Raw genomic sequence first — 23491 nt, forward strand, 5'->3', positions numbered from 1 at the left:
TATGATTGATATCGTATTTGACATTTCTCACCACAATCCGACGGTTGATTTCGTCTCGGCCGCGCAAGCCGGGATGGTGGGCGTCGTGCACAAGGCTACTGAAGGCCTGACCAATACAGATTTGCTCTATGCCGGGCGCAAGTCGGAGGCCCTGGCGGCGGGTCTGCTCTGGGGCGCTTACCACTTCGGGCACAACGACGATGGTGCCGCCCAGGCCAAATACTTCCTGGGTGTAGTGCAGCCCGGGCCCACCGACCTGCTGGTGCTAGACTTTGAGAGCAACGCTGGAATGACGACCGGCCAGGCGGAGGCCTTCGTGCAGTACGTATACCAGCAAACGGGCCGGTATCCGGGGCTCTACACCTCCACGGGCTATTTGCAGCAGCAAGGAGCTACCACAAGCCACAGCCTGCACAAGTGCTGGCTGTGGCTGGCTGAGTACAACAGCGTCATTAGTGCGCCGAAGTGCCCGCCCGGCTGGCCCAACCCCTGGACGATGTGGCAGTATACCGAGACGGGGGGCGTGCCGGGCGTAATCGGCAACTGCGACCGGGACCGGTTCAACGGTACTGCCGACCGGCTACGCCTGCTGTGGGGGGCTCCCGTGGTGACAGTTGCCGACCCGGTCCTCAAGGCTTGAAACCACCGTGGCAGCCAATGCGCAAAGGGCGCGTGGCTAATACCCGTCGGTCGGCTTGACCGGCCTGGCTTTCTGCATCGGTTGGCGGGCTTTGTGGCGCCTCGGCCTGCCCGCCCTGCTACAAAGCGGGCTTCACCTCGAGCGTTATGGTCTGGCTGCCGGCTTGGCCCGCGCCAGATAGACCCTGCACCACCACCCGGTAGCGGCCGGGCTGGTCGCCGGTGTAAAACTCCAGCGGCGTGCTGCCCCCGCCGGTCGTGGTTACGGCCGGGTTCCAGTAGAGCAGGTGGCGCTGGTCGGGCAGGCGACTTTGCCGGGCCTGGGGCGTGTCGTAGCGCGGGGCGTAAAACTCGCGCTGGCGCTGCACGCCTTCGTATTCCTGGAGCAGAGCCTTGGCATCGGGCTGGAAGCCGGCCAGGTCGCCGCCGTAGGTTGTAAAGCTTACAATACCGTTGTAGAGGGCCGGGCCCTGGAAAAAGCGGCTGTCGACGACTTCCAGCTTCTGCACCTTCAGCGGGTCGAGGGCCATAATCCGGTTGGCGTTGAATACCGGCACCCCGTCGAGCAGCACCAGCGGCGACTCTTCCAGCAGCACGCCCCGCTGCCGGTCCGTGACGATGAAGTGGAAACCATCCTTGCGCAGGCGCACCGTCACGCCGGGCACATACTCGCGCAAGACTTCCTCCATGACCTTAAAGCGGGTGAAGTCGTCGAGGCGGTATTGCTCGTCGGCTTTGCCGTAAAAGGCCGTGCTATCGGTGGCCCTGGTGGCGTAAAGGCTATTAAACTTGCGGAAGTACGTGGCCTGAATCTGGGCCTGCTGGTGGCGCTGGGCAAACTCTGCCCGCCGCTGCACCGGGGCGGCAAAGGGCCGCCGGGGCAGGGCCGCAAACCGCGCAGAGTAGGGGTCCAGCAGCTCGAAGTGGTAGGTGCTATCCTGCTGGGTATTGGTTTGCAGCACCACGTCGTGCAGGCCCGTCAAACTGGGTACTTCGAACACCACGCCTCCGTCGGGGCCGCTGCGGGCAGCCTGCAGCTGCACGATGCGGCTGGGGGAAGCCAAGTAGGCCAGAATGCCGGGCGCGGGCTGGTTGCTGCCGTTGCGCAGAATCCGGCCCCGCACCAGCTGGCCGTTGAGCTCGGGTGCAAACTCCAGCACCGGCGGGTGGCCCGTCTGCACCTCGTCCCAGCGGAAGCGGCTCCAGCCCTGGGTCAGCATCAGGTTGTCGGCGGCCAGCGCCACTTCCGGGCCGGGCGCAAAGTAATAGTCCGGGTTTTCGATGACGCCCTTCAGGTCGGCGGCCAGCCACAAGTAGCCGTTGATGCCGGCCGGAGTAGCCGCCGTGAGCGAGTCGAGGCGGTACACGGCCATCGACAGGCTGGCGGGCATGGGCCGGGAGCCGGCTGCCGTAGCCACCTGCAAACTCACCTTTTCGCGGGTTCCGTACCGGGGCTTATCGGCGCTGGCCTGGATGGTCAGGGCTTCGGGCGCCTGGAAGTAAAGTCGCTCGGCCACGGGCTGGCTCTGGGCGTTGAAGACGGTAAAGTGCGTAATACCGGCCGGCAGGGTGCCGCGGCTGAGGCGGAAAACGGCCTGCCCCCCGGTGAGTGGCGCCCCGGCCGAAAAAGCCAGCTGCTGCCGGGCGTGGGCCAGCAGGTAGACCGGGCCGTTGCCGGCCCCACCCCGGGCCTGCACTACCACGCTCAGCTGGTCGGGGCTGCTGGCGTCGAGGCGGAGCACGTAGCCCTGCTCCTGCACGGCGGGCAGGCGGCGGGTCAGCACCCGTTTGTTGGGCAGCACCACGGTGGCGGTGTAGGCATTGCCGGCCGCGGCGGGAGTTAGCTCAAAGCTGCCCAGACCAAATTTGAGGGTGCTGAAGCTGGCCACGTTCCGGCCGGTGCCGTCCTGCACCCGACCCTGGGCCGCCACGCTCCGGCCGCTCTTGTCGGTTATCTTGAAACCCACGCGGCTAGTCAGGCCCTGTACCAGGTTGCCGCCCTCGGGGAAAAACTGCACGTCGTAGCTCGCCGAGTCCTGGCTGGGTACCGCCCCGGAAGCCAGAAAGGTATTGACGATGGTGACGGAGCTGTGGAAGTAGAAGTCGGGGCTGAAATTTTTCATCCAGTTGGTGTAGGCCCGCACCGTGTAGGTGCCCGAGGGTAGGGTGCCCGGCAGTTGAAAGGAGCCCTGCCCGGTAGCCTGCTGCAGAGCCACTTTGCCTTGCAGCACCGGCTGCCGGCTTTCGTCGAGCACCTCCACGTAGGCCACCGTGCTCATGGGCAAGGGCCGCTGCCGGGTGCCATCCACGGCGTACACCTTAAACCACATGGTTTCGCCGGTCAGGTACAGGTGCCGGTCCAGGTGCAAAAACAGCTTTTCGGTCAGGTGCTGGGCCCGGTACCGCGCCAGTGGCCCGGTAATGCCCGGCAACGAGTCCGTTTGGGCTGCCGCGGGCCGGGCCAGGCCCAGCAGCAGGCTGCACAAGCTCAGCAGCACGTAGCGTGATTGTAGCGGCATAAGAATAAGAATACGGTCGAAAGTCATGGGGTAAGGAGCCGCTGATTACCAGAAGGAGGGCTTCACATTGGTGCCGTGCACGCGGCAGTCCACGCACTCGGGTGTGTAGGCGGTGTAGGCGTCCACCCGGCCGTTGTGAATCAGGGGGGCAATGGGAATCCGGTAGCTGGCGTTGCCAAAGAACTCGGCAATGGTGTAGTCGCCGCGGAAAATCCAAAGGGTATCGGGGGCGGTGCAGGCCAGGTAGTTGGTATCCAGGAAGCGCCACTCGTCGGGCAGCTCGGGGCGGCTGATGAAGAGGCGCTTCTCGGTCATCGACGTTACGCCCACAAAACCCAGCACGGGTTCGGTAGCGTCCTGCAGGCAGTGCACGTTGCCCTGCACCTGGCTGGGCAGCGGGTCGAAGGGCGTGCCCAGGGTTTCGGTATTCTTGCGCAGCGTTTCCCAGTACTGGTATTCTTCCTGACTCAGGGCGTACTGGTGGGCCAGAATGCTGTAGCGCAGCCGCAGCTTAATGGAGTTGCGCGGCACCTGGGCCATGGGAAAGCCCCGCACCACGTCCTGGCTGAGACCCGTGGTGCTGTTGATGCGGATAACGCCGCCGGACTGGGTGTCCCAGCAGCTGTAGATATTCTCCTGGCGCGGACTAATGACCTGGTTGGCGTATTGTAGTTCGCTGTTGAAGGCGGAGGTAAAGGCCCAGGTTTCGTCGTATTCCCAGCGGTAAAAACCGGTTTGGCCCGATTCGTCGTGGGTATCCACGTAAATGTCGACGCCGGCGTTATCGGCTTTCCAGCTGAGCTTGTCGATGGGTGGCGTGACTTTGGCCGCCGTCAGCGCAGAAGCGTAAGTGCGGCCCGCGCTGGTTTTGATGGTAAGCCGGTAATTGCGGCCCGGTACCAGCTGCTGGCTGGCCGATACGTAAGTGCCCGGCGCCGTTTCCGTGAGCAGGGCCCGCACGCTGGTAGCGTCTTCAATGGCTACCTGAGCCTTGGTTTCGACCACCGGCGCCGTGTTCTGGTTCAGGTTGGTGGAGCGCGAGAGTTTGATGGTCGTCGGGCCCTGGGTATTGATGAAGCCGTCGACGACCAGAAACTGGGTTTTGCTGCGCGGCACATCGGGCGAGTAGTCCTCAATGCAGCCGCTAAGCAGCCCTAGCAGCAGGGCTACGGCCCCCAGCAAGCCGCCCCGCCGGCTGGTTTGCCCGCGCGCTATTCGCAGAAGAGAAAAAGGAAATATCATCAGGTCGGAGGTTGCTGTTACCAAAAGGAGGGTTTCACGTTGGTGCCGTGCACCCGGCAGTCTACACAATCAGTGGTGCTGCCGGAGAAGGACGTCTTGCCGCGCACGTAGGCAATGGGGGTGCGCTTAATAAAGGAGAAGTAGCCGAAGATTTCGTCTTTGGTTAAAAGAGTGGTGTCGGCCAGATACTGGCAGCCGAGGTAGTTGCTATCCAGAAAAGTCCAGTCGGCGGGCAGCTCATTGTTGTTGACGAAGAGGCGCTTTTCGACCAGGGACGTTGCGCCCACAAAGCCCAGCACGGGCTCGGTGGCGTCCTGCAGGCAATGCACGTTGCCCTGCACCTGGCTCGGCAGCGGGTCGAAAGGGGTACCCAGGGTTTCGGTGTTTTTCTTCAGGGTCTCCCAGTACTTATATTCCTCCTGGCTCAGGGCGTACTGCCGGGCCCGCAGGCTGTAGCGAAACCGCAGCTTGATGGAGTTCCGCGGCACGCGGGTCAGCGGAAAGTCGGTTACCGCATCCTGGGTCAGGCCGGTAGTCGTCCCCACCTGGATGATTTCGGGGTTTTCAGTTCCCCAGCACTCGTAGATGTTGTCTTTGCGCGGCCTGATTTCGCCGTCCACGTATTCCAGCTCGCTATTGTAGGCCGACAAGAAAAACCAGGTTTCGTCGTAAATCCAGCGGTAGTAGCCCGTAGCGCCGGCGGGGTCGTGGGTGTTGACGTAGAGCTGCACGCCGGCGTCGCTGGCTTTCCAGGTAATGGCGTCGATGGGCGGAGTGACCTTAGCGGCCGTAAAGGCCGAGACGTACTGGCGGCCCGCACCGGTTTTGATGGTAAGCCGGTAATTGCGGCCCGGTACCAGCTGCTGGTCGGCCGACACGTAGGTGCCCGGCACGGTTTCTTTCAGCGGAGTGCGGTTGCCGGCCGCGTCTTCGATGCTGACCTGGGCCAGCCTTTCCACCACCGGCCCGCCAGTCTGAGCCAGGTTGGCCGAGCGGGAGAGCTTAATCGTCGTCGGGCCCTGGGTGTTAATAAAGCCGTCGACGACCAGAAACTGCGTCTTGCTGCTCTTCACCTCGGGTGTGTAGTCCTCGATGCAGCCGCTGAGCATCGCCAGCAGCGCACTTGCTTGGAGCAGATAAAGCACCGGTCGTAGCATCGCCAATCGGGTTAAAACTTGATGTTGTAGGTAACCGTCGGGATGGGCTGAGCGAAGATGGACAGCTTGTAGCCCTTGATCTGCCCGTTCACCGACTTGAAATAGATGGAATACGGGTTGTGGCGGCCGGTCAGGTTGTAGACGCCCACCGTCCAGGAGCTGTGGAAAGGCTTGTGCACCTTGTGGTTGCCTTCCAGGTTCATGGCCAAGTCGGCCCGGTAGTAGTCGGGCACGCGGTAGGCGTTGCGCTCCGAGTAATACACCCGCGTGGAGGTCCCGATGTAGTACTTCACCAGGGGCAGGGTAATGGGCCGGCCGGTGCTGTAGGTAAAGTTCAGGGACGTGCTGATGCGGCGACTGAAGCGGTAGTTGCTAATCAGGGTCACGTCGTGGGGCTTGTCGAAGTTGCTGGGGTAAAAATTGCCGCCGTTAATCATGTCGGAAGTCGTGGCAATGTTGACCTGCACCAGGGAGCGGGAGTAAGTGTAGCTCACCCAGCCGTTGATTTTGCCGGTGAGCTTTTTCACCATCACCTCCACGCCATAGGCCTTGCCCTCGGCATTCACGATGTCGGTTTCGATGTGGCGGTTGAGCAGCAGCGTGGCTCCGCTCTTGTAGTCCACAAAGTCGTGCATGGACTTGTAGTAAGTCTCCACCGACGTCTCAATCGTGTTGCTCTTGAAATTGCGGTAGAAGCCGATGGAGTACTGGTCGCCCACCTGGGGCCGGATGTTGGAGTCGCTGAGCTTCCAGATGTCGGTCGGCGACATCGAGGCCGTGTTCGAGAGCATGTGGATGTACTGCCGGGTGCGGTTGTAGCTGGCCTTCACCGAGGAGTTGTCCGACAGGGCAAAGCGGGCGGAGAGCCGGTACTCGGGGCCGTGGTAGGTGGCCAGTACCTGGTTTTTGGCGTATGTCACCGTGTCCCGAATCGTGCTTTCCGACTTCGACAGGCCCGGGGCGTACTGGTACACCTGCCGCGGCCCCAGGGCGTTGAAGAAGGAGTAGCGCAGCCCCACCGACACCGACAGGCGGGAGCTCAAATCAATGCGGTCCGATACGTAAAGGGCGCTTTCCAGGGCCCGCTCGTCGTCCAGCAGCTTGGGCACCACCAGCGACTCGGCGCCCTCCGGCCGGAGGCTGCCTGGGGCCACGTTGTAGAGCAGAGTGCTGGCCCCGAAGTCGATGGTGTGACGGGTGTTGGGGAAAAAGCTGAAGTCGGCCTGGGCAGTGCCCTGATTGATGCGGTAGCGCAGCTGCGAGGCCGTGCTCGGGTTCAGCTCACTGGTCACGTCGTAGCCGTAGTGCGAGTAGCTGCCGCTGAGCACACCGTAGAGCTTGTTGCTGAAGTTGTGCCGCCATTTCAGGCTGCCGCTGCGGTTCACGTAGCGGTAGGCCGTGTCGGAGGCCAGCTGAAACCGGTCGTTGCTAAGGTAGCCGGTGGCGTAAATCGTGTTGTTCTCGTTGATTTCGTGGCTGATGTGGGCACTCACGTCGTAGAAGCCCGCCGAGCTTTGCTTGAAACTCTCACTGGGCAGCAGGTGCAGAATCCAGTCGGAATAGCTGCTGCGGCCACTGATGATAAACGAGCTTTTGTCCTTGATGATGGGCCCTTCCAGGGTAAGGCGGCTGGTGAGCGGCCCAATGCCGGCCGAGCCCGAGAGTTTCTTCTTGTTGCCGTCGCGGGTGGTAATGTCGAGCACCGAGGACAGGCGGCCGCCGTACTTGGCCGGAATGGCGCTTTTGTAGAGCTCCACGCTCTTGATAATATCGGGGTTGAAGGCCGAAAAGAAGCCGAACAGGTGGCTGGGATTATACACCGTGGCGTTGTTGAACAGAATCAGGTTCTGGTCGGCCGAGCCCCCGCGCACGTTCAGCCCGGTGCTGCCCTCGCCCACCGATTTCACCCCGGGCAAGGTCAGCACCACCCGCAGAATATCGGTTTCGCCAAAGGCCGTGGGTACCTGCTTCATCGTGCGGATATCGAGCTTTTCCAGGCCCATCTGCATTCCCGACACGTTCTTGTCCTTCTCGCCCTCGATGACGACTTCTTTGAGGGTCGTAATATCTTCCTCCACCTCAATTTCAAGGCTGCCATTGGCCCGCAGCTGCACCTGGCGGCGGGTGTTCTTGATGCCGATGCCGCGTACCCGCAACTCGTGGCGGCCGGTGGGCAGGGTCAAGGAGAAAAAGCCGAACTGGTCGGTGCTGGTCCCAATCTTGGAAGCCTCGCTGTAAATGGTGGCCCCAATCACCGGCTCCCCCGATTTCAGCTCCCGGATGTGTCCCGCCAGCGTAGCTTTGCCGCCGGCCGCTTCCCCCCGCCCGATTTCGTACACCTTCAGCTCCGATACGCTGCCCCGGGTCTTGGCCGGCGCCGCGCCCGGCACGGACTCCGCCGCCGTGGGCGCCGCCGTAACGAGTACGAAGCTGCGGGGCTCAAAAAACGCGTCGGGCAGGGAAAGCGGCAGTGCCGCCCCCACCGTAACGTAGACGTGGTTGAGCGAGTCGAGGGCGAAGTGCAGGCGGGTGTGCTGCCCGACCAGCGCCAATACGTCCTTTAGGGGCTGGTTTTGTACCTGCAGGGTTATTTTCACGCTGTCGAGGGCGGCCGGGTCGAAGAAGAACCGGGCCGGGGTCTGGGCCTCCACGGCCCGGGCAAACTCCTCGAAGGACAGGGCGCTGAAGGTGCCGCTCACCATCGGCCCGGGCGCCTGCTGGGCCACTGCGGGCCCCGCCAGCACTACGCAAACCAGTAAGAGCCATAGTCGGGTAAAATGTATCATTCAGTCTGGTAAAAACCTGATTTATAACGGGTAAGTAAGGCTAGTGGCCGGCCGCTGGGGCAGTGGGCGGGCCCAGACTGAGGCCGTAGCCCAGGAGCTGCAGCAGGTCGGTTTCCCGGGTTTCGGGCTTAAACTTCAGCCCCTGCGTCTGGGCGTATTTCTGCAAAGCCTTTTTCTGGGGCTCAAATAGGCGCACCACCGAGGCCTTGCCGCTGAGCGGATAATAAGCCGAGCCCAACTGCAGGAAATACCGGTCGGCCACGCTGAAATAGGCAATCAGCGTCTGGCTGACGGCCTGTTCCTGCAGCCGTTTGATGCGTTTGACCAGAAACCGCACGTTGCTCGTATCCAGCATCACGTCGTAAAAGCCCGGGCTCAGTGGCTGGCCAGCCACTTGCTCGGTATTGAGCCGCACGAAGGAGTGGCCCTGCAGCGAAAACGCCTGCACCTTCTCCCCGACGAGCTTCAGGGCAAAAGGAGTGTTGGGCTTGCGCACAATCAGCTGGTCGAAGCGCAGGTCGTACTGCACCGGCACGGCCGCGAATTGGTAGCCATTGTAGGTCACTGTACTCGGCTGCTGCTCGGGGTTGCCGAAAAACTGGTTACCCTGTACCGCAGCATAGGAGCGGGTATAATCCACGTACTCGGCGCCGGTCAGGGGCCGGAGCTGCCCACTCACGGCCTCGTAGCGCTGCTGGGCCTGGGTCACGGCGGTGGCCAGAAAAGCCGTGTCGGCAGCGGCCGTCGTTTGGGCCCGGCCGGCCGCGGCGGGCAGTAGCAGGACCAGCAATATGACGTAACGGAAAGTAACGATTGACATACGCTTAAACTTACTGCTCTATAATTTGGGCAAGGTAATCAGGAATTTATACAGTTCTTCGGATACTCCGGCCCGCTAACACTTGACCACCAGGAAGCGTACTGGGGTTGCATGCGCTACATTTCCCTCGACCTTGAGACCACCGGTGGTACGCCCGGCCGCCACCAGATTCTGGAGCTGGCCGCTGTTGTAGAAGACACCAAACACCTGCGGCCGTTGCCTGAGCTGCCCGCTTTTCGGCGGGTGGTGCGCCACCCCGACTACACCGGCACGGCTGGCGCCCTGGCCCTGAATGCTCGCCTGCTGGAGGAACTGGCCCGCAAAGAGCCCAACCCCGAGCTCTGCCTGCCCGAGGAGCTGGTACCTCAGCTGCGCGAGTTTCTGCTGCTCCACGGCTTCCGGCCCGACAAGAAAGACTGCCTGGCCGTAACGCTGGCGGGTAAGAATATCGGCTCCTTCGACGTGCCGTTTCTGCGCCTGCTGCCGGGTTGGGGCACGCTGGTACGCCACGAGCCCGCCCTGCTCGACCCGGCCGCGTTTTACCTGAACTGGCGCAAAGACACCCGCCTGCCCACAATGAGCATCTGCAAGGCCCGCGCCCGGTTCGCCGACGATACCGTGGCCCACCAAGCCCTGGCCGACGCCCTGGACGTGGTGCAGTTACTGCGGCCATTTTACGAGCTACCGGTGTATCAGCAGGTGAAAACGGCGGAAGAGTAGGGTTTTCGCCGGGTTTGGCTTACGGCCGTGTCCAAGGCGCCAGGCTCTGCGGCTTGGGAAGGGCCTAAACGCAAAAACACCCGCCGGGTCTCGGCGGGTGTTTTCGGTAGTGGCGCTCCCTCCTGGGCTCGAACCAGGGACCCTCTGATTAACAGTCAGATGCTCTAACCGGCTGAGCTAAGGAAGCGGTTATGGCGACGTTTATCTGTCGTTGCGGGTGCAATATTAGTGCACCAGGAGAGTTTCTGCAAGCATTGCCCTAAAAATAATTGTAAAAAAATCTCTAGTTTGTGATTGTCAGGATGTTGCCGGAGAGCGAAGTTGAGTAGCGGCGCAGGGCCAAGCTGGCCGGACCGCCCTGGGGCTGGCCCTGAAAGTTGAACTGGGACTTGCAGCAGGGGTCGAACAGCTGCACAAACGGCGAAATCTTGACCCGGGCGCAGGTATCGGTCGGGTTGTAGGTGCAGGTCCGCTCGAAGGCCAAATACGTGCTGGCATTTTGCCGCACCACAATCAGCCCGTTCACGCCGCCTTTATGATATACGGCCCCGTTGTCGAAGCGCAGGGCGCTGTTTTCCTGGTTAGTCAGGTACAGCACCTCACTAAAGGCCACAATCGGAATCTGGGGCTGCACGTTGGTGCTGGAGCCGCAGCCCCAGAGCAGCGCCTGGCTGGCCAGGGCCAATCCGACAATGTAAAGGCGGGCAGAAGACAACAACGACATAGAATTCGGGTTTACGGGCGTCGCCCCGGTGGGCAATGCCTCCATAAGTGCATTGCCCACCGGGGCGACAACAGAAGCAGCCTTAGAACTGGCTGCCGGCTTTTCTTGTTCCGGGCGGCTGTGCCTTAGCTAAACAATCAATGAGCCCGGTTTATTGTACGCCTTCGAACTGACGCAGGAAGCGCATATCGTTTTCGGTGAACAAGCGCAGATCCTTAATCTGGTATTTGAGCATCGTAATCCGCTCGATGCCCATACCCCAGGCGTAGCCCGAGTATTTCTCGGCGTCGATGCCCGACTGCTCCAGCACGTTGGGGTCTACCATGCCGCAGCCCCCGATTTCGACCCAACCGGTTTGCTTGCAGATGTTGCAGCCCGCGCCCTTGCAGATCAGGCAGGTAATGTCAATTTCGGCGCTGGGCTCGGTGAAGGGGAAGAAGGACGGGCGGAAGCGGATGTTGATATCCTGGCCGAACATTTCCTGCACGAAGTAATATACCGTCTGCTTCAGGTCGGCAAAGCTCACGCCCTCGTCAATGAAGATGCCTTCCACCTGGTGGAACATCATGTGGGCCCGGGCCGAAATGGCCTCGTTGCGGTACACGCGGCCCGGCATGATGCTGCGGATGGGCGGCTTCTGGCTTTCCATCACCCGCACCTGCACCGTACTAGTATGAGTGCGCAGCAGGGCGTCGTGGGTTGGGTCGGCGGGGTTGCGGGTCACGAAGAACGTGTCCTGCATGTCGCGGGCCGGGTGGTTTTCGGGGAAGTTAAGGGCCGTGAAGTTGTGCCAGTCGTCCTCGATTTCGGGCCCTTCGGCCACGTTGAAGCCGATGCGGGAGAAGATGCGCACCATTTCCTCGCGCACCAGGCTCAGCGGGTGGCGCGTGCCCAGGGCGTTGGGCACCACGGGCAGGGTATAGTCAAACGTGGGGTCGGCGGGCGTGTTCTGGGCGGCGGCTTCGAGCTCCTGCTGGCGCTGGGTGAACTTGTCGAGGGCCAGCTGCTTGAGCTGGTTCAGCTCCTGGCCCACGGCCCGGCGCTGCTCCTGGGGCACGGTTTTGAGAAGGTCGAACAAATCGGCCAGCTGCCCCTTCCGCCCGGTGAAGGCAATGCGGAACTGCTCCAGCTGGTCGGGAGCGGAGAGGTCGTACGCTTCAATTTCGGCGCGGAGGCGGTTGATTTGGTCCTGCATAGTTCGGCAAAGGTAGCGGTCTTGAATTTCAGGACATAAACCAGGGCAAATTCGGCCTTCGAAAAAGTTGGTACGATTGCTGCAAAATGCCTTTCCACAAGCGGCACAGAAGACTGAACGCGGGGCGCCACCCGTTCGAACTTGCTCGCCGACGGCTCCGCGCCAAGTCTGTATTTCCCTCCTTTCGTCTTCTCTGAAATTATGAACCGTTTCCTGTCTGCCGCCTTCTTCTGTGTAGTTCTGAGCGCCGCCTCGGCCCAGGCCCAAACCAAAAATACCTCGGCTGCCGCGGCTACCGACTGGGCCCAGCCCGAACTCGACCCCTGGACGATGAACACGCCCAAGGCCGCCGAAAAAGCCGCTCAGCCTACCGCCGCCACCGATGAGCCCGCTACTTATAATACGGGTTGGAGCAGCGCCCCCGGCATCAGCCTGAGCCTGCACGACAAGCCCAGCACCGACTGGTGGGGCCGTCCGCTCAAGAAAAAAGCGAAGAGCAACCTGACCACGGCCCCCGTAGCCCAGGCCGCTACCGCCGACGAAGCCAGCGACGACCCGATGATGCACTCCTCCGGCGTGATGATTGCGCCCGGCATGAACACGGCTCCCTACCGGGGCACCAGCACCGACTACTGGGGCCGCCCCGTTCGTAAGGCTCAGCGCCAGGACGCCAAAGTAGCCGCCAAAATTGCCAAGTCCTCGACCGTTGCTACTACGGCTTCGTCGGGACTGTAAAAGTTAGCCGGCCTTAGATGGCCTAAGTTCGCGGGGGTACCGTATTAGGAAACAGGAGTGTATGTCTCACTTTATCCTGTTTTTCTGATGCGGTACCCTCGACTCTTTTCCGGGCTGTTGAGCCTGGCCCTTCTGCTGAGCGTAGCTAGTGCGCAAGCCCAAACCAAACGCGCCAGCGGCTACCACAAAAAGGCCTCGCCGGCCCGCTCCCGAACCGTAGCCCGGGTGTCGAATACGCGGCGCTACTCGGATGAGGACCGGCAGCGGCTGGCCCCGGGCATGCGCATCAACATGCCCACGCCCCCGAGCACCGATTACATGGGCCGGCCCATCAAGAAGAAAGTAGCCAAGCCCGCTTCCACGAGTTCCACCATTTCGTCGGAGAAATAGGCCCCGGTGCGCCGGCCGTAGCAAGAAAAATATCGGGCTAAGTCCAATACTTCGGGTTGGAGTAGATATTTTTGTGCTTTCAGGCACAAATCCTACAGTTTCTGCGTAGTAGGGGAGAGCAACTTTTCTACTACCACTCGTTTTTTCGCTATGCTACGTCCCGTTTTTTCGTGCCTTTTGTTGGTTGCCGTGTTGAGCACCTCAAACGCACTAGCCCAGCAAAGCCGCTCGAAATCGGCTAAGAAGCCCGCCGCCGACACCTGGGGTGCCGAGGCTGCTCCTGCCGCCCCGGCTGCGGCACCCGCCGCTGCTCCCGCCGCCGACCCGGCCGCAACCAGTGGGTTTGCTGCTCCCGCCGCCGGCGTAGAGGCCAACCCGCAGTCCAATGGCTTCGCCATTGCGCCCGGCTTTACCGCTGCTCCCTCGCACCGCGTGCGGATGGACTACCGGGGCCGGCCCCTGGCGCCCTACATCAAGCGCAACGTAAGCACGAACACCTCGACGACGGCCCCGGCCCCGATGGTAGAAGCTACGGCTCCCGCCGCTCCGGCCGTAACCACGACCGAAGTAGCCGCTCCCGTAGCGGCCCCCGCCGCGAAGTCGGCTACGGCTACCAAGTCGGCTGCTACTTCGACCTCCACCTCGACTACGAAGAAAGTAACCGCCGCTGGCGCTGCTCCGGCTGCCGCCGCGGCCCCGGCTCCGAAGAAAGCTCCCGCCAAGAAGGCTCCTGCCAAGAACGACGGCTGGGGTTCTTCCTCCGGCAGCGGCTGGTAAGCCTCGCAGTTTGCTGCAAACCGCATAAGAAAGCCCCGCCGGTTATCCGGCGGGGCTTTTTTTGTGACCTTACTGCCTGAAGCAGCCGCTTACTCGGCGGAGTCGGCGGTGGCGAGGGTGCCGGCGGCCACTTCGGCCTGGGCCCGGTAGAAGAGCGTGCTGCTGTTGTCGGGGCGCAGGTACTCGCGGGCGGCGGCGCGCAGGTCTTCGGCCGTAACGGCCTGCACCTTGGCGCTTTCCTGGTTGACCAGGTCGGCGTCGCCGAGCAGTTTGAAGTAGGCCAGGGCCATGGCGCGGTTCAGCAGCTCGATTTCCTCGAACACGATGCTGGCCTCGGCCTGGTTTTTCACCTTTTCCAGCTCCTGATCCGCCACCAGCTCCTCGCGCAGCTCGGCCACCACGGCTTCCACGGCCGCATCGGCCGCTTCGATGGCCACGCCGCTGTTGAGACGGCCGCTAATGACGAGCAGACCGGGCTCCAGGGAGCCGCTGCAGGAGGCCGAAATCGAATTGAACAGCTGCTGGTCCTTCACCAGGCGCTGGTAGAGGCGGGCCGACTTGCCCCGGCCCAGCACGTCGCTCAACAGGTCCACGGTGTGGTAGTCGGCGGCGGCGCGGCCGGGCATGTGGTACACCTTATAGTAGGCCGTGGCCGGCACGTCGGCCACTACGTCGAGGTGGCGGGGGGCCGTCTGGCGCGGCTCGGCCGGCAGCTGCCGCTCGTAGCGGGTGCCGCCGGGAATGGGGCCAAACCACTTCTCGGCCAGGCGCTGGGCCTCGGCTACCGTGACGGCCCCGGCTATTACCAGAATGGCGTTGGCGGGGGAGTAGTGCTTGGCGAAGAAAGCCCGCACGTCGTCCATCACCGCGTTTTCGATGTGGCCGACTTCCTTGCCGATGGTGGGCCACTGGTAGGGGTGCACCTGGTAGGCCAGGGGGCGCAGCTTGAGCCAAACGTCGCCGTAGGGCTGGTTGAGGTAGTTCTGCTTAAACTCCTCGACCACCACCTTGCGCTGCACTTCCAGGCCGTTCTCCGAGAAGGCCAGGCCCAGCATCCGGTCCGACTCCAGCCAGAAGCCGGTTTCAATATTGGCCGCCGGCAGGGTCAGGTAGTAGTTGGTGATGTCGGGGGAGGTGAAGGCATTGTTTTCGCCGCCCACGTACTGCAGGGGCTCGTCGTAGCTGGGGATGTTTACCGAGCCCGAGAACATGAGGTGCTCGAAGAGGTGGGCAAAGCCGGTGTGCTCCACGTCCTCGTCGCGGGAGCCCACGTTGTAGAGCACGTTCAGGACGGCAATGGGGGTGGAGTGGTCCTCGTGCACGATGCAGCGCAGGCCGTTGGCGAGGGTGAATTCTTCGAATTGAATCATAGAGTCGGCAAGATAAGGCAGGTGGGCGGGTGCGGTAGCCAAAGATAAGCGGCTCACCCGCTTCCGCTAGGTACGAAACAACGGCGGCGGACAGAAAAGTTTTCGGGCTATGGTTGAGGTTGTGCGGCTTATTTGGTATCTAGGGAGTGTTATTAGCAGCCCGGCAACTGGCTGATTCCGAACTATCTACTGACCTATTGCACGGTGTTCTATTTCTCACTTATCCCCCTTCTTTTTTATGCCCAAAGGAAATAATTTCCCCGCTGTGCTGGCCGATGCCGAGCTGACCGGGGCCCGCGCCGCCATCAAGGCCCTGCAAGGCAAGCTGGCCTTCGTGCCCCAGCAGCCGGAAAGCCTGCTCACGTCGGCTACCATCTCCGCCGAGCGGCTGCCCCTGGCCGACCTGGCCTTACAAGCCGCCGAGCAGGCTCCTGACATTATGCGCAAAGCCGCTGACCCCGAGCTACTGCGCAGCAAGATCGAGCAGTTCCGGGCGCTAACGGCCCTGCGCAACCAACTAGCGCCCGAGCTGACCCGCCTCGACAACGCCGTTAACGTGCTGGGCTCCGACATCCTGTTTCACGTCAACAACGTGCACGCCGACATCGAGAGTGATAAAGGCGAAAACGTGGACCTGGGCGAGTTGCGCCAGGATATCAACGCCTACTACGCCCGCCCCGCCGCCCGGAAGTCGAACAAGAAGAATCCCGTGTAGCTGCTGGCCCTGGGGCCCGGCACCAGAACCAAAACAGCCTTAGCGCAGATCTTTATGGTCGAGGCTAAGGCTGTTTTGGTGCTAGCTAAGACCAAAACGGTCTTAGCTAAGGCATTTTTACCGATAGCTAAGGCAATTTTGGTCTTAGCTAAGACCATTTCGGCGATACCTAAGACCGTTTTGGTCTTAGCTAAGGCATTTTCGGTCTTAGCTATCGGTGTTTTGGTCTTAGCTAAGACCGTTTCGGTCTTAGCTAAGGCTGTTTTGGTCGTTCGTAAGCGTTAAAACTGCCCGCGCAGGCCCAGCTGCCACATCCGGGCCACGGGATACCCGCCCGAATCCTGGCCGGCGTAGTAGGGGCCGGCGCCGCCGCTGCTCACGTTGGGGTCGAAGCCGCGGTAGGGGCCGGTGACGAACAGGTTCTGGCCGCCCACCCACACGCTGATCTTGCGGGTGTCGGTAGTGAGCACTTCGTAGCTGAGCGAGAGTTGGGAAAGACGCACGTGGCTGCCGTTTTCCAGGTCTTCGTTGGTCGGCACGGGGTACGAAAAGTCTGCGAAGCCAGGGCGGGGCACGGAGGTAGCCTGGTTGGCGGGTGTCCAGTAGTTAAGGGCCCGCACGGAGCTGTTAGCAAAGCCCGAGGGCGCGTCGAGGCGCAGCAGCAGGGAGTTCTGAATCTGGTAGCCGAAGAGGCCGTCGAATTGGGCATCGAGCTGGAAGCGCTTGAGGCGTAGCTGCTGGGAGAAATTAAGCGAGTAGCGGGGCAGACCGGTGCCTTCGTCGTAGATATCGCCAAAGTCGCGGCGGCCGTCGTTGTTGCGGTCGGCGTAGCGTTGCTGGCCGGCGCTGGGATGACCCACCGGGAAAGTGCCATCGGCCTCATACACCCGGAAACGGCTCACGGGCTGGCCCACGGCCAGGCTGCTGGGCACTATCCGGATGAAGTCGTCGCCGGGCTTGAGCTCGGTTACCTCATTATGATTGGTAGCGGCGCTCAGCTGGGAAGTGCCGCTCACCGGGCCGATGCGCCAGCTGCCGCCGGCCGTAAACTCCAGGCCCTTGTTGAGCAGCGTCACGTTGGGAAACGTGTAGAAAGTACTGAAGCCGCTTGAGGACGGGATAGTAACCAGGAATGCCCCCTGGGCGCGGGTGGTGCGGCGCTGGTAAGCCGCCACTTCCAGGGTAAGCAGGCCCCCGAGCAGGCCCGCGCGCAGGCCCGCGTCGTGGTGGGTGGTGCGGTCGAACCCAAAAAAGGAGCTGGTCTTGCCCGAGCCAGCCCAGAGCATGAGGTCGGTGAGGCGGTCCTGGTCGGCCAGGAAGCTTTCCTTGTTGATATGCCAGCTCAGCTGGCCGCCGGGCAGCCACACTTTCCGGTCGTTGGCGTTCTTGCCGGAGGCAAACTCGGTCCGCATGGAAGCCTGCACCTCGTAGCGGCCCGCGTAGGTGTAGCCGGCCACCACCGAGGGGCTGTGAATGGCCAGGCGCTTCTCTTCGGACTTGAAAGAACCGAAGCCATACACACTCTGGAGGGTGTAGTCGAGGGTGCGCTGGTCTTGCTGGCGCAGGTAGTTGAGGGCGGCCGTCACGGCGTGCTGTTCCCGGAAGGTGTGCTCGTAGCGCAGGGCGGCGGCCACCACCCAGTTGCGGGCCGTGGTGGTAGAGGTGCTGGTGTGCTCCACGGGCACTGCGCCGGAGCCAAACCCGTTGGGGGAATAGCCCAGGCCTTCGGCATCCATCTTCTCGCGGCTGCCGCGGGCGGTGAGGCTCAGGCTGGGCGAAAACTGGTAGGTGGCGTTGAGTTGGGTAACGAGGCGGCGGGTGCGGGCCGTTTGGGAGTAGTCGTCGAGGGCAAAGCGCGGCGTCGGGGGGGAGTAGCTTGAGGAGGTGCGGGCCGGCACGGCCGGAATGCCCAGCAGGTAGCGCTGCACCAGCGGGCCGGCGTCCAGCTCCTGCCCGGGGTAGTGCTGGTCGGTTTGGCTGGCGCTGGCCCGCAGGCCCACGCTAAGCTTCTGGGTAAGCTGCTGGTCGAGGTTGAAGCGCAGGCTGCCCCGGCTCATGCCCGACTTGACGATGACGCCGGCCTGGTTGAGGTAGTCGGCGGCGGCGTAGTAGCGGGTGTTGTGGGCCAGGCCGTCCACGCTCAGGTTGTGGCTCTGCACGGCGGCGGGCCGGAAGAGCTCATCCTGCCAGTCTACTTCCTGCAGGCTGCTCAAGTCGGCGGTTGAGTAGGGAAGAGGCCGCCCGAAGCTGGAAGCCGCGGCCGCGTTGGCGAGTTCGGCGTACTGGCGGCCGTTGAGCAGGTCGTAGCGCTGCCGCACCTGCTGCACGCCGCCCCAGCCGCTGTAGCGCACCCGCAGGGAGGGCTGGGCGGTGGTGCGGCCGTCGGCTCCTTGCCTGGTCGTAATCAGAATAACTCCATTGGAGCCCTGCATGCCGTATTGGGCCGTAGCGGCGGCCCCGCGCAGCACGGTTATCTGGGCCACGTCTTCCACCGGCAAGTCCAGCAGCGGATTGGCGCCGGGCGTGCTCGGGGTCGGGATGTTGGGGTAGTTGCCGTTGTTGGAAGACTGCAAAAAGCTGCTGCGCTCGGCCCATAGCTCCGGCGTCACGTCGGTATTGTACACCGGCACGCCATCCACCACGTAGAGCGGCTGGCTGCTGCCGGTCAGGTTGGTGGCCCCCCGGATGCGGATCGTAGCCCAGGCCCCGGGTGCCCCGGAGTAGGGCGTGACCTGCACGCCGGCTACGCGGCTAAGAGCGGGTTGGATGGTGGTAAAGGCCGGTATGCCTATATGCACTTCGGTAACAGTGTAGCCGCACGAAATAATGCGCGAGCTGTCAGCGGCCGGCCGGGCCGGAGAATCCGGCTGTTGGGCCTGAACGGCGGAGGCCGCAGAAGCAGTGAGCAGAAGAATTCTAAACGGTAAGATTCGGGTCATAATGAGGATAAAAGAGGAAAATGGGTTCTAAAGATAGATGCCGCCCGGCGCCGGATTTCACAAAGCCAAGTCAACAATTTTCCTTTCATCCAAACCTGTACTTTTGCCCCGCTTACCACCCACCCTTCCTCCCGTATGAACTTCGACCGGAAAGACTACTCCAACGACGTACTGCTCCACCTCTACCAGGGCCTGCTCAAGCCCCGGCTGATTGAGGAGAAAATGCTCATTCTGCTGCGCCAGGGCAAGGTCAGCAAGTGGTTTTCGGGCATCGGGCAGGAAGCCATTTCGGTGGGCAGCACCCTGGCCCTGAACCCGGACGAGTACATCCTGCCGTTGCACCGCAACCTGGGCGTCTTCACCGGCCGCAACGTGCCCCTGGACCGGCTCTTTGCCCAGTGGCAGGGCAAAACCACCGGCTACACCAAGGGTCGGGACCGAAGCTTCCACTTCGGCACCAACGAGCACCACATCGTGGGCATGATTAGCCATTTGGGGCCGCAGCTGGCCGTGGCCGGCGGCATTGCCCTGGCCGATTTGCTCGACGAGCAGCCCCGCGTCACGGTGACTTACAGCGGGGACGGGGGCGCCTCGGAGGGCGACTTCCACGAGGCCCTCAACGTGGCCGCCGTGTGGCAGCTGCCGGTTATCTTCATCATCGAAAACAACGGCTACGGCCTGAGCACGCCCAGCAAGGAGCAGTTCCGCTTCAACTACTTCATCGACAAGGGCCCGGCCTACGGCATGGAAGCCGTGCAGGTGGATGGCAACAACGTACTGGAAGTGTACGACACCGTGAAGCGCCTCGCCGAGGACCTGCGCCAGAACCCCCGCCCCGTGCTGCTGGAGGCCCTGACCTTCCGGATGCGCGGCCACGAGGAAGCCAGCGGCACCAAGTACGTGCCCCAGGAGCTGTTTGAGGAATGGGCCCAGAAAGACCCGGTCGAGAACTACGAAAAGTGGCTGCTGGCCGAAGGAATTCTGGATGAGGAAGCCCGGATGCGCTTCCGCGAAACCATCAAGCGCGAAATCGAGGAAGGCTTACGCGTGGCCGACGCCACGCCCATGCCCACGGCCAACGTCGAGCAGGAAATGGCCGACATGTACCAGCCCTTCGAGGCCGACGCTTCCTTGCAACTAACAACCAACGACCAACAACCAACCACCGACAAGCGCTACGTCGACGCCATCAGCGACGCGCTACGCCAGAGCATGGAGCGCTACCCCGAGCTGGTGCTCATGGGTCAGGACATTGCCGACTACGGCGGGGTGTTTAAGGTGACGGAGGGCTTCGTGGCCCAGTTTGGCAAGGGCCGGGTGCGCAACACGCCCCTGTGCGAGTCGGCCATCGTGGGGGCGGGCCTGGGCCTGAGCATCCGCCGCAAAAAGGCCATGGTCGAAATGCAGTTTGCCGACTTCGTGACCTGCGGCTTCAACCAGATTGTGAATAACCTGGCCAAAAGCCACTACCGCTGGGGCCAGAATGCCGACGTGGTGGTGCGCATGCCCACCGGGGCCGGCTCGGCCGCGGGGCCGTTCCACAGCCAGAGCAACGAGGCCTGGTTTACCCACACCCCGGGCCTGAAGGTGGTGTACCCGAGCAACCCCCACGACGCCAAGGGCCTGCTCAACGCGGCCATCGAAGACCCCAACCCGGTGATTTACTTCGAGCATAAGATGCTCTACCGCTCCATCAGCGGCCCGGTGCCGGATGCCTACTACACCACGCCCATCGGCCAGGCGGCCCTGGCCCGGGAAGGCTCCGAGCTGAGCATCATCACCTACGGGGCCGGCGTGCACTGGGCGACGAGCCTGGCCAACGAGCTGAACCTGGACTGCGACATCCTGGACTTGCGCACCCTGCTGCCCTGGGACGAGGAAGCCGTGCGGGCCACCGTGCTCAAGACCGGCCGCATCATCCTCTTCCACGAAGACACCCTGACCGGCGGCATCGGGGGCGAAATTGCGGCCTGGATTGCCGAGCACTGCTTCGAGCACCTCGACGGTCCGGTGCAGCGCGTGGCCTCCCTGGACACGGCCATTCCCTTCTCGCCGCCCCTGGAAAAGGCCTTTTTGCCCCAGCAGCGCCTGCGCGAGCGGGTCGAGAAGCTGCTGGCCTACTAAGCCCGGCCCGGGCTCCGGCTACTTAAAACGGCGGGAGTCCGGGCCGCTATTTATCTTGCCGGCTGATTGATACGCTTCAGTCGGACTATTGCCGCCTTATGATTCGTTTTGCTTTTCGTGGTCTGCGTCATCTGCTGGGGCTGGTGCTCATGTGCTTCCTGATGTCGGTCAGCTGCCACCCCTACCGGATTCCCAACCCGACGGGGCCGCCCCAGCCCAAGGTGCACAAGGCCAAAAACGTGGAAAACGAGGCCGCCGACGGGCGCGACATGAGCACGACGACCGAGGCCAAGCCCATCAAGAACAGCTACGACAAGAATGGGATTCTGAAGAAGCCCAAGTATAAGAACCGCCGGCTGAAGAAGAAGGTGGGGCAGCGCAAGTTTTTGGGTATTACTTTACCATTCTAGTTGCGTTTTAAGCACCTCAGGCAGCGGCTTTTGCGTACAAAATAGCTCTTCAGTTTTAAACCCGCGGGGCGCTGAGTAGTCTGCCGGTTCACGCTTTTCTTTTTTCCTGCTTCTTATGCGTCACGTCTGGATTATTGCTGGATTGGTACTGGGCTTCAGCACGGTGGCCGCGGCCCAAACCGAGGATATGTACCCCGCCCGGAAGCGGGCCGAAAACCGCCGGGCCCTGCGCGACGCCCGCAAGTTCAACGGGGAGTACAAGGATTCCCACCTGGCCGTGGATAAATCGGCCCTGAAACCGGGTGGAACCGGGCGGCCCCAGCAACCTAAAGATGGCCGGGAGAGTTATAAGTTCGATAAAACCGGGGAACCCCGGGTTAGCGAACCAGCTCACATTGGGCTAGGACTCCGCAAGAAAAAGAAAGCGACGAAAGAATAATCCCATCCCTATGAGTACTCCCTGGCTTCCCCTCACCGACGCGGCCCAGCTTACCGACATTGTACACGAGTCGCACGAGCATCCGGTCCTGATTTTTAAGCATAGCACTACCTGTTCCATCAGCGCCGCGGCCAAAAGCAAGCTGGAGCGGCAGTGGCCCGAGGCCGACCTGGCCAACGCTACTATCTACTACCTGGATCTGCTGCGCTACCGTCCCATCTCGGCCGAAATAGCCAGCAAGTTTGGCGTGCGCCACGAGTCGCCCCAGCTGCTGCTGATTCAGGACGGCGAGTGCCGCTTCGATGCCTCCCACATGGGCATCCGCCTCAGCGACGTGCGGGAATTGGTGAAATAGTGAAATGGTGAGATGGTGAGTTGTCGTTCAGTTGGCGCTACTTGCGCCAATAGCACATAGAAACTCACCATCTCACTATTTCACTACTCGAAGAGGAACTGAACCTCCTGCCGGATTTCGGGGTTCAGGCTTACAGCTACCGGGCAGGTCCGGGCCGCGTTTTCGAGCCCGGCCCGCTCTTTGTCCGCCCGGGCTGCGGGCATGCGGAAGGTTGCACAACCGGTGCAGCACCACGGGGCCCGGCGGCCCCGTGGTGCTGCCCGGCGAAGCTGACTCCACTGGGGTCCAGCGGCTGATGTTCTGCTACGATGTCCATACCCCATACCGGCATCAAGCGGGCCCCAGCGCGGCCCTGCCCAGGTTGGTCGGCGAAAATGACCCGCCCCGGTTGTGGTTGTCAACGGGCGGCTTGGGAAAAAAGAATGGTGCCGGAAGCGGTATGAACGGCTTCGGGGCATGAATTACCAGCGTAGTGAGCAATGGCTGCGCTCATAGTCAGAAAGTTGGCAAGACATTGCCCACAAAATTACGTACTTTAGACAGCAGGGCCTGCGGGCCTCTTTTTGGCTGGTTATTTTCACCTTTTTAGCTCCTCGCTTCCGTGCGCAAACTCTATACTCTCGGTCTTGGCTTGGTAGTCCTCCTGCTCGGGGGCGCGTCTGCGGCGCAGGCGCAGGTTTCCGAGGATCCTTCCTACCGCAAGGAATTTACTTACGGCATCAATTTCAACACCCGTGGCGGCCTGATTGGCGGCGTAGCGGTGCGCTCCACCCACGTACTGGACGAGAAATGGTCCCGTTTCTGGGGCGTAGAAGGCGTGGAAGTGAAGCACCCCAAGGAACAGCGCGTGCTCAACCAAAGCTCGGGGGGCTCGTTCGTGTATGGCAAGTCGAACTACCTATTCGTCCTGCGGCCTTCCTACGGTATGCAGCGGGTTATCTTCCGTAAAGCCCCCGAGTCGGGGGTGCAGGTAAATGCCCTGGTAGGGGCCGGGCCTTCCATTGGCTTGCTGATGCCCTACTACATCTACTATGACTACACCGTGCGGGAAAACCGCCCCGGCGCTCCGGTGCAGGAAGATATCCGCAGCGAGCAGTACGACCCGATGAACAACTCTTCGGCCTCCCGCATCCTGGACCGGGCCCCGATTTTCTCGGGAGCCAATCAAACCAAGGCCCGGATTGGCGGCCACCTCCGCGGGGCGCTGAGCTTCGAATACGGCCGCTACCGCGACGCCGTAGCCGGCATCGAAACCGGCTTTTTGTTTGAGCTTTACCCCAAGGAGCTCACCATTCTGCGGGCCCAGAATATTAACGATGGCACGCTGAACACGAAGTTCTTTCCTTCCGTGTACCTCACGCTCTACATCGGCCACCGCAGCTAAGCAGCCGCCCGTTTTTTTACTTCCGAATTTGGACTTTTCTGGCGCTCGGGT

21 protein-coding genes and 1 tRNA gene are annotated in these 23491 nt (G+C 62.1%); 12 read left to right on the forward strand and 10 right to left on the reverse strand.

Going from position 1 to position 23491, the window contains the following annotated elements; genetic code table 11:
* Position 1 precedes the first annotated feature (1 nt).
* Positions 2–640, forward strand: a complete 639-nt coding sequence (locus CLV45_RS19175; protein ID WP_100338084.1) for a glycoside hydrolase family 25 protein — start codon at positions 2–4, stop codon at positions 638–640.
* Between the two features lie 118 nt (positions 641–758).
* Here CLV45_RS19175 and CLV45_RS19180 read toward each other — a convergent pair whose 3' ends face one another.
* Genes CLV45_RS19180 through CLV45_RS19200 form a run of 5 tightly spaced genes read right to left on the reverse strand, consistent with a single transcriptional unit; the run spans position 759 to position 9163 of the window.
* Positions 759–3158 (reverse strand): MG2 domain-containing protein, encoded by a 2400-nt coding sequence (locus CLV45_RS19180; protein ID WP_157807653.1) that lies wholly within the window; start codon positions 3156–3158, stop codon positions 759–761.
* A 45-nt stretch (positions 3159–3203) separates the two neighbouring features.
* A complete protein-coding gene (locus CLV45_RS19185) occupies positions 3204–4400 on the reverse strand; it encodes a DUF4249 domain-containing protein (protein ID WP_100338086.1) in 1197 nt (398 codons plus the stop codon).
* Positions 4401–4417: 17 nt separating this feature from the next.
* Positions 4418–5557, reverse strand: a complete 1140-nt coding sequence (locus CLV45_RS19190; protein WP_100338087.1) for a DUF4249 domain-containing protein — start codon at positions 5555–5557, stop codon at positions 4418–4420.
* An 11-nt stretch (positions 5558–5568) separates the two neighbouring features.
* Entirely contained in the window at positions 5569–8343 is a 2775-nt protein-coding gene (locus tag CLV45_RS19195; RefSeq protein WP_100338088.1) for a TonB-dependent receptor, read from the reverse strand.
* Positions 8344–8383: 40 nt separating this feature from the next.
* The gene (locus tag CLV45_RS19200; protein WP_157807654.1) at positions 8384–9163 is read right to left on the reverse strand and encodes a hypothetical protein; all 780 of its coding nucleotides are present in this window, start codon (positions 9161–9163) and stop codon (positions 8384–8386) included.
* Positions 9164–9274: 111 nt separating this feature from the next.
* Between CLV45_RS19200 and CLV45_RS19205 the strand changes: the two genes are divergently transcribed.
* Complete coding sequence (locus CLV45_RS19205; protein ID WP_100338090.1) at positions 9275–9883, forward strand: 3'-5' exonuclease family protein; 609 nt, start codon at positions 9275–9277, stop codon at positions 9881–9883.
* Between the two features lie 110 nt (positions 9884–9993).
* Here the strand turns inward: CLV45_RS19205 and CLV45_RS19210 are convergent.
* From CLV45_RS19210 to pheS, 3 genes are all read right to left on the reverse strand, one after another.
* Positions 9994–10070, reverse strand: a tRNA-Asn gene (locus CLV45_RS19210).
* Positions 10071–10166: 96 nt separating this feature from the next.
* On the reverse strand, positions 10167–10607 hold the full coding sequence (locus CLV45_RS19215) for a hypothetical protein (protein WP_157807655.1): 441 nt from the start codon (positions 10605–10607) through the stop codon (positions 10167–10169).
* 151 nt (positions 10608–10758) lie between these two features.
* A complete protein-coding gene (gene pheS, locus CLV45_RS19220; protein ID WP_100338092.1) occupies positions 10759–11802 on the reverse strand; it encodes a phenylalanine--tRNA ligase subunit alpha in 1044 nt (347 codons plus the stop codon).
* Positions 11803–12003: 201 nt separating this feature from the next.
* On the opposite strand from pheS, the gene CLV45_RS19225 reads away from it, so the two are divergent.
* The 3 genes from CLV45_RS19225 (at position 12004) to CLV45_RS25045 (ending at position 13704) form a co-directional block, all read left to right on the forward strand.
* A complete protein-coding gene (locus CLV45_RS19225) occupies positions 12004–12537 on the forward strand; it encodes a hypothetical protein (protein ID WP_100338093.1) in 534 nt (177 codons plus the stop codon).
* Between the two features lie 87 nt (positions 12538–12624).
* Positions 12625–12927 (forward strand): hypothetical protein, encoded by a 303-nt coding sequence (locus CLV45_RS19230; RefSeq protein WP_157807656.1) that lies wholly within the window; start codon positions 12625–12627, stop codon positions 12925–12927.
* A 189-nt stretch (positions 12928–13116) separates the two neighbouring features.
* Positions 13117–13704, forward strand: coding sequence for a hypothetical protein (locus CLV45_RS25045; RefSeq protein WP_157807657.1), 588 nt, complete (start codon positions 13117–13119; stop codon positions 13702–13704).
* Positions 13705–13793: 89 nt separating this feature from the next.
* Here CLV45_RS25045 and CLV45_RS19245 read toward each other — a convergent pair whose 3' ends face one another.
* Positions 13794–15074 (reverse strand): M16 family metallopeptidase, encoded by a 1281-nt coding sequence (locus tag CLV45_RS19245; protein WP_100338097.1) that lies wholly within the window; start codon positions 15072–15074, stop codon positions 13794–13796.
* Positions 15075–15312: 238 nt separating this feature from the next.
* On the opposite strand from CLV45_RS19245, the gene CLV45_RS19250 reads away from it, so the two are divergent.
* Both CLV45_RS19250 and CLV45_RS25235 read left to right on the forward strand, forming a co-directional pair.
* Positions 15313–15789, forward strand: coding sequence for a hypothetical protein (locus CLV45_RS19250; RefSeq protein ID WP_100338098.1), 477 nt, complete (start codon positions 15313–15315; stop codon positions 15787–15789).
* 54 nt (positions 15790–15843) lie between these two features.
* Complete coding sequence (locus tag CLV45_RS25235) at positions 15844–16074, forward strand: hypothetical protein (RefSeq protein WP_100338099.1); 231 nt, start codon at positions 15844–15846, stop codon at positions 16072–16074.
* Here the strand turns inward: CLV45_RS25235 and CLV45_RS19260 are convergent.
* A complete protein-coding gene (locus tag CLV45_RS19260; protein ID WP_157807658.1) occupies positions 16071–18587 on the reverse strand; it encodes a TonB-dependent receptor plug domain-containing protein in 2517 nt (838 codons plus the stop codon). The two genes, CLV45_RS25235 and CLV45_RS19260, sit on opposite strands and share 4 nt — an antisense overlap.
* A 276-nt stretch (positions 18588–18863) precedes the next feature.
* On the opposite strand from CLV45_RS19260, the gene CLV45_RS19265 reads away from it, so the two are divergent.
* The 5 genes from CLV45_RS19265 (at position 18864) to CLV45_RS19290 (ending at position 23440) form a co-directional block, all read left to right on the forward strand.
* Positions 18864–20852 carry an alpha-ketoacid dehydrogenase subunit alpha/beta gene (locus CLV45_RS19265; RefSeq protein WP_100338101.1) on the forward strand — a complete coding sequence of 663 codons (1989 nt, stop codon included), beginning with the start codon at positions 18864–18866 and terminating at the stop codon, positions 20850–20852.
* A 98-nt stretch (positions 20853–20950) separates the two neighbouring features.
* Positions 20951–21262, forward strand: coding sequence for a hypothetical protein (locus tag CLV45_RS19270; protein ID WP_157807659.1), 312 nt, complete (start codon positions 20951–20953; stop codon positions 21260–21262).
* Between the two features lie 115 nt (positions 21263–21377).
* Positions 21378–21701, forward strand: a complete 324-nt coding sequence (locus CLV45_RS19275) for a hypothetical protein (protein WP_157807660.1) — start codon at positions 21378–21380, stop codon at positions 21699–21701.
* Between the two features lie 10 nt (positions 21702–21711).
* Positions 21712–22056 carry a bacillithiol system redox-active protein YtxJ gene (gene ytxJ, locus CLV45_RS19280; RefSeq protein ID WP_100338104.1) on the forward strand — a complete coding sequence of 115 codons (345 nt, stop codon included), beginning with the start codon at positions 21712–21714 and terminating at the stop codon, positions 22054–22056.
* A gap of 631 nt (positions 22057–22687) precedes the next feature.
* The gene (locus tag CLV45_RS19290) at positions 22688–23440 is read left to right on the forward strand and encodes a hypothetical protein (RefSeq protein ID WP_100338105.1); all 753 of its coding nucleotides are present in this window, start codon (positions 22688–22690) and stop codon (positions 23438–23440) included.
* Positions 23441–23491 lie beyond the last annotated feature (51 nt).

The sequence above is a fragment of the Hymenobacter chitinivorans DSM 11115 genome, from assembly GCF_002797555.1.
Taxonomy (GTDB): Bacteria; Bacteroidota; Bacteroidia; order Cytophagales; family Hymenobacteraceae; genus Hymenobacter; species Hymenobacter chitinivorans.

Coding starts and splice junctions, on each gene's coding strand:
- CLV45_RS19175 (WP_100338084.1), top strand. CDS start 2: ATGATTGATATCGTATTTGACATTTCTCACCACAATCCGACGGTTGAT.
- CLV45_RS19180 (WP_157807653.1), bottom strand. CDS start 3,158: ATGCCGCTACAATCACGCTACGTGCTGCTGAGCTTGTGCAGCCTGCTG.
- CLV45_RS19185 (WP_100338086.1), bottom strand. CDS start 4,400: ATGATATTTCCTTTTTCTCTTCTGCGAATAGCGCGCGGGCAAACCAGC.
- CLV45_RS19190 (WP_100338087.1), bottom strand. CDS start 5,557: ATGCTACGACCGGTGCTTTATCTGCTCCAAGCAAGTGCGCTGCTGGCG.
- CLV45_RS19195 (WP_100338088.1), bottom strand. CDS start 8,343: ATGATACATTTTACCCGACTATGGCTCTTACTGGTTTGCGTAGTGCTG.
- CLV45_RS19200 (WP_157807654.1), bottom strand. CDS start 9,163: ATGTCAATCGTTACTTTCCGTTACGTCATATTGCTGGTCCTGCTACTG.
- CLV45_RS19205 (WP_100338090.1), top strand. CDS start 9,275: ATGCGCTACATTTCCCTCGACCTTGAGACCACCGGTGGTACGCCCGGC.
- CLV45_RS19215 (WP_157807655.1), bottom strand. CDS start 10,607: ATGTCGTTGTTGTCTTCTGCCCGCCTTTACATTGTCGGATTGGCCCTG.
- pheS (WP_100338092.1), bottom strand. CDS start 11,802: ATGCAGGACCAAATCAACCGCCTCCGCGCCGAAATTGAAGCGTACGAC.
- CLV45_RS19225 (WP_100338093.1), top strand. CDS start 12,004: ATGAACCGTTTCCTGTCTGCCGCCTTCTTCTGTGTAGTTCTGAGCGCC.
- CLV45_RS19230 (WP_157807656.1), top strand. CDS start 12,625: ATGCGGTACCCTCGACTCTTTTCCGGGCTGTTGAGCCTGGCCCTTCTG.
- CLV45_RS19245 (WP_100338097.1), bottom strand. CDS start 15,074: ATGATTCAATTCGAAGAATTCACCCTCGCCAACGGCCTGCGCTGCATC.
- CLV45_RS19250 (WP_100338098.1), top strand. CDS start 15,313: ATGCCCAAAGGAAATAATTTCCCCGCTGTGCTGGCCGATGCCGAGCTG.
- CLV45_RS25235 (WP_100338099.1), top strand. CDS start 15,844: ATGGTCGAGGCTAAGGCTGTTTTGGTGCTAGCTAAGACCAAAACGGTC.
- CLV45_RS19265 (WP_100338101.1), top strand. CDS start 18,864: ATGAACTTCGACCGGAAAGACTACTCCAACGACGTACTGCTCCACCTC.
- CLV45_RS19270 (WP_157807659.1), top strand. CDS start 20,951: ATGATTCGTTTTGCTTTTCGTGGTCTGCGTCATCTGCTGGGGCTGGTG.
- CLV45_RS19275 (WP_157807660.1), top strand. CDS start 21,378: ATGCGTCACGTCTGGATTATTGCTGGATTGGTACTGGGCTTCAGCACG.
- ytxJ (WP_100338104.1), top strand. CDS start 21,712: ATGAGTACTCCCTGGCTTCCCCTCACCGACGCGGCCCAGCTTACCGAC.